6 protein-coding genes are annotated in these 6661 nt (G+C 40.2%); 1 reads left to right on the top strand and 5 read right to left on the bottom strand.

Annotated features, from left to right (window positions below; all coding sequences use genetic code 11):
• Positions 1–131: 131 nt before the first annotated feature.
• The 5 genes from V7L31_RS08870 to ppsA all read right to left on the bottom strand — a co-directional run bounded on the left by V7L31_RS08870 (position 132) and on the right by ppsA (position 5686).
• Positions 132–1697: a dolichyl-phosphate-mannose--protein mannosyltransferase gene (locus V7L31_RS08870; protein ID WP_334695879.1), complete on the bottom strand. Its 1566-nt coding sequence runs from the start codon at positions 1695–1697 to the stop codon at positions 132–134.
• A 38-nt stretch (positions 1698–1735) separates the two neighbouring features.
• Positions 1736–2314 (bottom strand): GNAT family N-acetyltransferase, encoded by a 579-nt coding sequence (locus V7L31_RS08865; RefSeq protein ID WP_334695878.1) that lies wholly within the window; start codon positions 2312–2314, stop codon positions 1736–1738.
• Between the two features lie 88 nt (positions 2315–2402).
• A complete protein-coding gene (locus V7L31_RS08860; protein WP_334695877.1) occupies positions 2403–2762 on the bottom strand; it encodes a XisI protein in 360 nt (119 codons plus the stop codon).
• On the bottom strand, positions 2732–3169 hold the full coding sequence (locus tag V7L31_RS08855; RefSeq protein WP_334695876.1) for an element excision factor XisH family protein: 438 nt from the start codon (positions 3167–3169) through the stop codon (positions 2732–2734). Before V7L31_RS08855 ends, V7L31_RS08860 begins: the two co-directional genes overlap by 31 nt.
• A gap of 12 nt (positions 3170–3181) precedes the next feature.
• Positions 3182–5686 carry a phosphoenolpyruvate synthase gene (gene ppsA, locus V7L31_RS08850; protein ID WP_334695875.1) on the bottom strand — a complete coding sequence of 835 codons (2505 nt, stop codon included), beginning with the start codon at positions 5684–5686 and terminating at the stop codon, positions 3182–3184.
• A gap of 192 nt (positions 5687–5878) precedes the next feature.
• Here ppsA and V7L31_RS08845 point away from each other — a divergent pair, with 192 nt between their 5' ends.
• Entirely contained in the window at positions 5879–6283 is a 405-nt protein-coding gene (locus V7L31_RS08845) for a hypothetical protein (RefSeq protein WP_334695874.1), read from the top strand.
• Positions 6284–6661: the final 378 nt, after the last annotated feature.

Below are 6661 nucleotides of genomic sequence, written 5' to 3'. Positions count from 1 at the left end.
GAAATTTGGTAAGTTGGGGCTATTTGAACTTAATTACAGTCAGAAATAAATAACCCTTCATTGTACCAGAAAATATTTATGCAAGAGTTCTATTGGATGGATGGATAATTTATTTCTTGGAGTTCCCTAAATTAAATCCAAGAGTTGAACCACATTCGGAGCTTATAACCGTCAGGGGAGAGGGGTAAACCCAAATAAATAGGCATCCAGAAAATAAAGGCAGCCAGAATAACAAAAGTAATGGTGACACCTAGCACTCGGAGTTGTTGATAATAGCTGCGAAGACACTGATCGACAAACCAAGCGATCGCTAAAAATACAAACACCACTGCACACATATAGTGGTAGATAAAAGCGCACCTCGTCACCCTCACCCAAGGTAAGAAGTTAGCGGCATAATTGATAACTATATACAAGGCAATCCAAGTATCAACACTAAGAGTTGCAGGTACAGAAAAACGCTTTTCCTTTACCCAAGGAATTACGACTTGTGACACCAGCATTCCTACTAAAAACAACATCGCTGCATCACCAAACCACCATAAAAATGGATTACCCATTGCATGGACATCATAAATAACTTGTCCAGCACCAGCAGGCAAAGGTGGCCCCATTACAGGTAATGGTTCGGTGATACTTTCTGCCGTTTGGTAATAATATGCCATTGGTCGAGTCATCAAAGGCCATTTATACCAAGCAGCACAGTAAGGATGCACATCTGAACTATTACCACCTAAATGCAAATGAAATTTCAAAATTTGCTCATGTACTGCAATAAATCCATAAGTTTTATCTAGTTGAAGGTGAGGAATCCAGATGATGCTGTAGATAAAAGCTGGAATTATCCCTAGATAAAATAACATCTGGAAAATATTTAGCTGAGTCAAGTTTTGTAGTGGTGACTCAGATGATAGAGATGGTGAAAAGGGTGGAGAATAAGTACTAACTCCTGAATTCTGGCTCCTGTTAGCGGGGCGTTTAGCCCATTCTGACTCCTGAATTCTGCCTCCTACCTCCTCCAATGAAGGGGATGTAAACAAGAGTTTTGAGTCAGAAAAAGAATGCATCAAATGAATTACCCAAGCTGCTATCCAAACAACATAAGCACCTGACAGGAACCATAAACCATTCCATTTAGTACCAACTGATGCACCAAAAGCAATGCCAGCGAAAACTAACCAAAAAGAACGCCGCCGATTTTGGTTATCTAATGCCAACAATAAAAACCAATGACCTAATAAACCAAAGATAACGATATAAATATTACTTAAGGCATAGCGAGACTCAACTAGAAAAATGCCGTCAAAAGCTGTGAAGAAACCTGCAATTATTGCAAAGGTACGGCGATAACTCAATTGATAAGCGATCGCAGCCACAACTACAGGGATAAATGAGCCTGTGAGGGCATTGAACCAACGATAAGTCCAAGGCGATCGCAATGAACCTGTCAGCCCATTTACGGTATCGTGCCAAAAAGGAATGTGACTACCAATCCAAATGCCAATACCAATAATATATTGACTCAGCGGCGGGTGAGCATTAAAAAATGGTGTCCGCGTGAGATAATTATTGCCGAATTTAGCAAAGTAAACTTCATCAAATACCAGAGTGTTAAATCGCTCCAGTCCCCAAAACCGTAAAGCAAGTGAGAGAAGAAATACACTCACCATCCCAATTCGGAACCATTTTTTAGTCATTAGTCATTAGTCATTTGTAATTGGGCATTGGGTAATAATTAATATCCCCTATTTTCTACTCCCTCATCCCCCTCTATTTTTACAGGTGTATTTAGTTGGAACAGGAGTAATTTAATACCGTAATACTTGTTTGTCTGTCCTACTGGTTTCATACCCAATCGTTCGGTTACACGGATTGAAGCATGATTTTCTGGCTTCACTACGGCATAAATCACTGGCAAGTTAAAAATACTAAATCCGTAGTTGAGCATAGCTTGTCCTGCTTCTGTTGCATACCCTTTACCCCAAGCATCTCGCCGCAAGTGCCAGCCTACCTCATAATCTTGAGTGGGTAAACCATCTTTGTCGGGCAATTGTTTAAGAAGGATAGTTCCCACAATTGTTGTAGTTTCCTTTTCAACAATTGCCCAAGCTCCAGTACCATTCTTGCGTTGGTGCATTCGCTCGATACCTTCAATCAAGCGCTGACGCTGTAACTCAATACTTGTGACGTGAGAAGATTTACCAAGAAAGTGCGTAACTTCAGGATCGCTGTACATTATAAAGGCTTGTTCGGCATCGCGTTCGGGTATCCAACTGCGAATAATCAAGCGTTCGGTTTCCAAAAGATTTGTCATCTGGCTTTTGGTTAAACTAAGTCGCTATTCTACAAGATACTAAGATACTTGTGGTTGGGTAGTTATCCAGAAGTTCAACTACTGTTGGTTATGCAATCGCAAATTCTGAATTTTTTCTCAATTCCTCAGACCGAAATCCCAATACAATCCGATTTTTTGGTACACCTACCCTAGTTAATTCTGTTGCCACCCCATCTTCAGTACCATCACGTTGAATCCAAATTTTGCCATCTATAATATCAATGTGAATCAGACAGCCATGCACGCGACGAGTCGCAGTTGGAGACAGTTCAGGCACGGGTTCTCGACCAAGAATCATCACCAAATATCGATCCTGTTCTTTATCAAAAATAGTTTCATGTTGAATATCACCGTAGGAGTAAGGAATTTTCGTGTGTTCAGTAAGAATGCTACAAATTATCTGTCTATATTGTTCCAGAGTATCCATCGGACTATAACCTCCCGCTTTGGATTAAAAACGATGAGAGGAATTTTGTAGTCTTCCAATATAAGTTTACCAAGCGGTTCTTCCTCAAAAATGTCAGTAAAAATATCCTCATGAACAGCAATATACAAAACCCTGTCTGGATAGTTGCGGGACATTACAGCAAGGTAAGTAAAGTATTGACCAATTGCTTGTTCTAAGTCTGCTACTTCTGAGTCACCACTGAAAGTTTTAATTTCAACAGCAATTTTCTCTGTTCCTTTTTCTGCTATGAGCAACTTTTCGGCTGCTAAATCCACGTAAAGATCCTTTTTACCCCACTTTAGATGAAAGGGATCGTCAGTAACAATCCAGGCATCTTTAATTAGGGCATTCTTCAAGTTTTCGTGGTAGCGGTCTCTAACTGGCATAAATTACTCGAATTACAAATTATTAGTACCCTCGACTTTTGCCACTTCTAGCATTGTTTTTAAAACCGAATCTGGATTCAGACTAATTGAGTCAATTCCTTGTTCCACCAAAAACTGGGCAAATTCTGGGTAATCGCTGGGTGCTTGTCCACAAATGCCGATTTTGCGGTTATGTTTTTTTGCAGCTTTTATAGCCATTTTCACCATTTCCTTGACAGCTGGACTGCGTTCATCAAACAATCTCGCTACCAACGCTGAATCTCTGTCTATCCCCAGTGTTAGCTGAGTTAAATCATTAGAACCGATCGAGAAGCCATCAAATACGTCTGCAAATTCCTCAGCCAGAATCACATTACTGGGCAACTCACACATCACATAAACTTGCAAGCCGTTAACACCTTGTTTTAAACCATTTTTTGCCATTTCTGACAAAACCAACCGCCCTTCATCGGGAGTGCGACAAAAAGGAATCATCGGAATAACATTCGTCAAACCCATATCTTCTCGTACCCGTTTGATGGCGTGACATTCTAGGGCAAAAGCTTCTCTGTAGCCTTCATCGTAGTAACGCGCTGCACCTCGCCAACCCAACATTGGGTTTTCTTCATGGGGTTCAAATTGTCGCCCACCTAACAAGTTGGCATATTCATTACTTTTGAAATCGGATGTTCTGACAATCACAGGTTTGGGATAAAATGCTGCTGCAATTCTACCTATACCTTGGGCTAATTTATCGACAAAATATTGAGTTTTATCGTCGTAAAGTGAGGTAATTTCAGCAATTTTAGCTTTCACAAATTCATCTTTTAATAATTCATAATGAATTAACGCCATTGGATGAATTTGAATTTGGTTAGCGATAATAAATTCTGTTCGCGCTAAACCTACACCATCATTGGGAATTGCCGATAAACTTAATGCTTCTTGGGGATTACCCACATTCATTAAAATTTGAGTATGGGTGCGGGGTAAGTTCTCTAAAGGTACTTCTTCAACTTCAAAAGGTAATAAGCCTGCATAAACTTTTCCTTCTTCCCCTTCAGCGCAAGAAATTGTTACTTCTTGACCAGGTTTTAAGATTTCTGTAGCATTACCGCATCCCACGATCGCAGGTACACCCAATTCTCGCGCAATTATTGCGGCGTGACACGTTCGGCCCCCTGAATTGGTGACAATTGCACTGGCGCGTTTCATAATTGGTTCCCAATCGGGGTCAGTTCTCTCTGTCACCAAAACTTCCCCAATTTGGAACTGGTCAAGTTTCTGAACATCTAAAATTAGGCGTGCTTTCCCTTGACTAATAGCTTCTCCAATCGCACTTCCCGTAACTAGGGGGATTGGGGACTGGGAATCAGATAATGAAGAGTGGGGAGATTTTTCCCCATTCCCTATTCCCCATTCCCTATTCCCCAATAACAAACGATAACTCCGCAGCATATTTCCTATCTTCTGCGACTGGACGGTTTCAGGACGCGCTTGCACAATAAAAAGTTGGTTAGTAATGCCATCTTTTGCCCACTCGATATCCATTGGAGTGGAAATGCCGTGGACTTGGGAATAATGGTCTTCAATTAAACACGCCCAATTTGCTAGCTGTAAAATCTCTTCATCACTCAGGGCAAATTTACCTCTTTCGCTGGCCGAAACCGAAACATTTTTCGTAAATTTGGAACCGTCATCATAAATCATTTTCAGTTCTTTACTGCCCAATTTTTTATCGATAATTGGGCGGAAACCAGCTTTTAAAGTTGGTTTAAAAACATAATATTCATCGGGATTTACAGACCCCTGAACAACGTTTTCACCTAAACCGTAGGCTGCTGTAATTAGTGCTGCATCTTTAAATCCGGTTTCTGTATCAATGGAGAACATCACCCCAGAGGTTGCTAAGTCAGAACGCACCATTTTTTGTACGCCAACGGCAAGGGCAATGCTAAAGTGGTCAAATCCCTTGGCGTGACGATAAGAAATAGCGCGATCGGTAAATATGGAAGCGAAGCATTTATGACAAGCTGCTAAAACTCCTTCTGCACCGACAACGTTGAGGTAGGTTTCCTGCTGTCCGGCAAAACTAGCGTCGGGGAGGTCTTCTGCGGTGGCACTAGAACGAACTGCCACATCTGTCTCTGTATGGTATTGTTCGCAGAGGCGATGGTATGCTGTGGCGATCGCTTCCCGCAATTCTACCGAAAATGGGGTGTGGATTAATAGCGATCGCGCTTTTTTTCCCCGTTCTCGTAAATTTTTGACATCCTCAACATCCAAATCTGCAAAGAGTTTACGTAGTTTTGCTTCTAACCCCGCTGATTGAATGAAATGACGATAAGCGTAAGCAGTCGTGGCGAATCCTGTAGGAACGTTAATGCCTTTGGGTGTTAACTGTTGAATCATTTCCCCCAGTGAGGCATTTTTACCACCAACTAGAGGGATGTCAGCAATACCAACTTCATCAAACCACAAGATGAGCGATCGCTCTTGGGCAGATAGAGATAAAGTGCTTTTAGATACTGTAGCCATAAATATTACCTTTTAAGTTTATACTCAACTTGTAAGTGCATAACTCGTATTATATTTTTCCCATATTCAATTTTAGATTTTTGATTCTGTCGCCTGGTTTGATATTTAGCAATGAAATGCAAGGTTATAAGCAATAAAAATTAACAATTGTTCAGTTTAATAACTCGATCAAAATACCGGATGTAATACACAATGGCGCAACTAGAACGACTCTTGAAAATGGCAGAAGATGAGCTAACTGAATACAGCACTGATGCCCGAAAAATAGAAAAACTACGCCGGAAAATAGGTTTAACAGTGTCGGTAACAGAACAGCAACAAGTCAAAGAGGCATTACTCGCTACTATGAAATCTAATGTAATTACCCAAGTTGTAGAAGAACAAAGACAAGCAGTTGCTTTACCATTTTGGGGAATTGCTGGATTGGGTTTGTTATTAGGAATTTCTTTAAATCAACCCATTGGTTTATTAGCGTCTATAGTTGGGACTGTATTAGCTTACAGAATTCAGAAATGGGGTTGGAAATTGCAGGCAAACCGTTTATTATTAAAAACTTTGGAAGATATTGAAACGCGTATTGCCCAACCCATTAAGTAATAAATTGGTGCAATTTACAGATAAACCATCAAGGTAAATTTGTATTTTAATATACTCAAATTTTACTGATGACTTGATTTCCACCTCGTAATCATTTAACAATTCCTTTGGGATCACCATAGCAAAAAAAATTAGATATTGGATTGATAGCAAGCGCCACAGAAATTAGAACGCTTAATTTTCAGCCACACTGAGTAAATCGTTACAAATAAACTGAACTTCGCAAATAATCAAAAATACTTAATGCAGAATTATCAGCCCCTTTCCACAGAGACGGGAAAAGAAGAACTCTTGCAAAAGTTTTCTATGGTATGATAAAAGGTTTGGCAATTTTCGATCAGGAATTTGAGGAGCAGTGAAAATAGAGAAAGCCAAGCA

It is taken from the genome of Nostoc sp. (genome assembly GCF_036916655.1).
GTDB lineage: Bacteria > Cyanobacteriota > Cyanobacteriia > Cyanobacteriales > Nostocaceae > Nostoc.
Note: the sequence above shows the minus strand (reverse complement) of the source record. Positions and strands in the feature narration are given on the sequence as shown.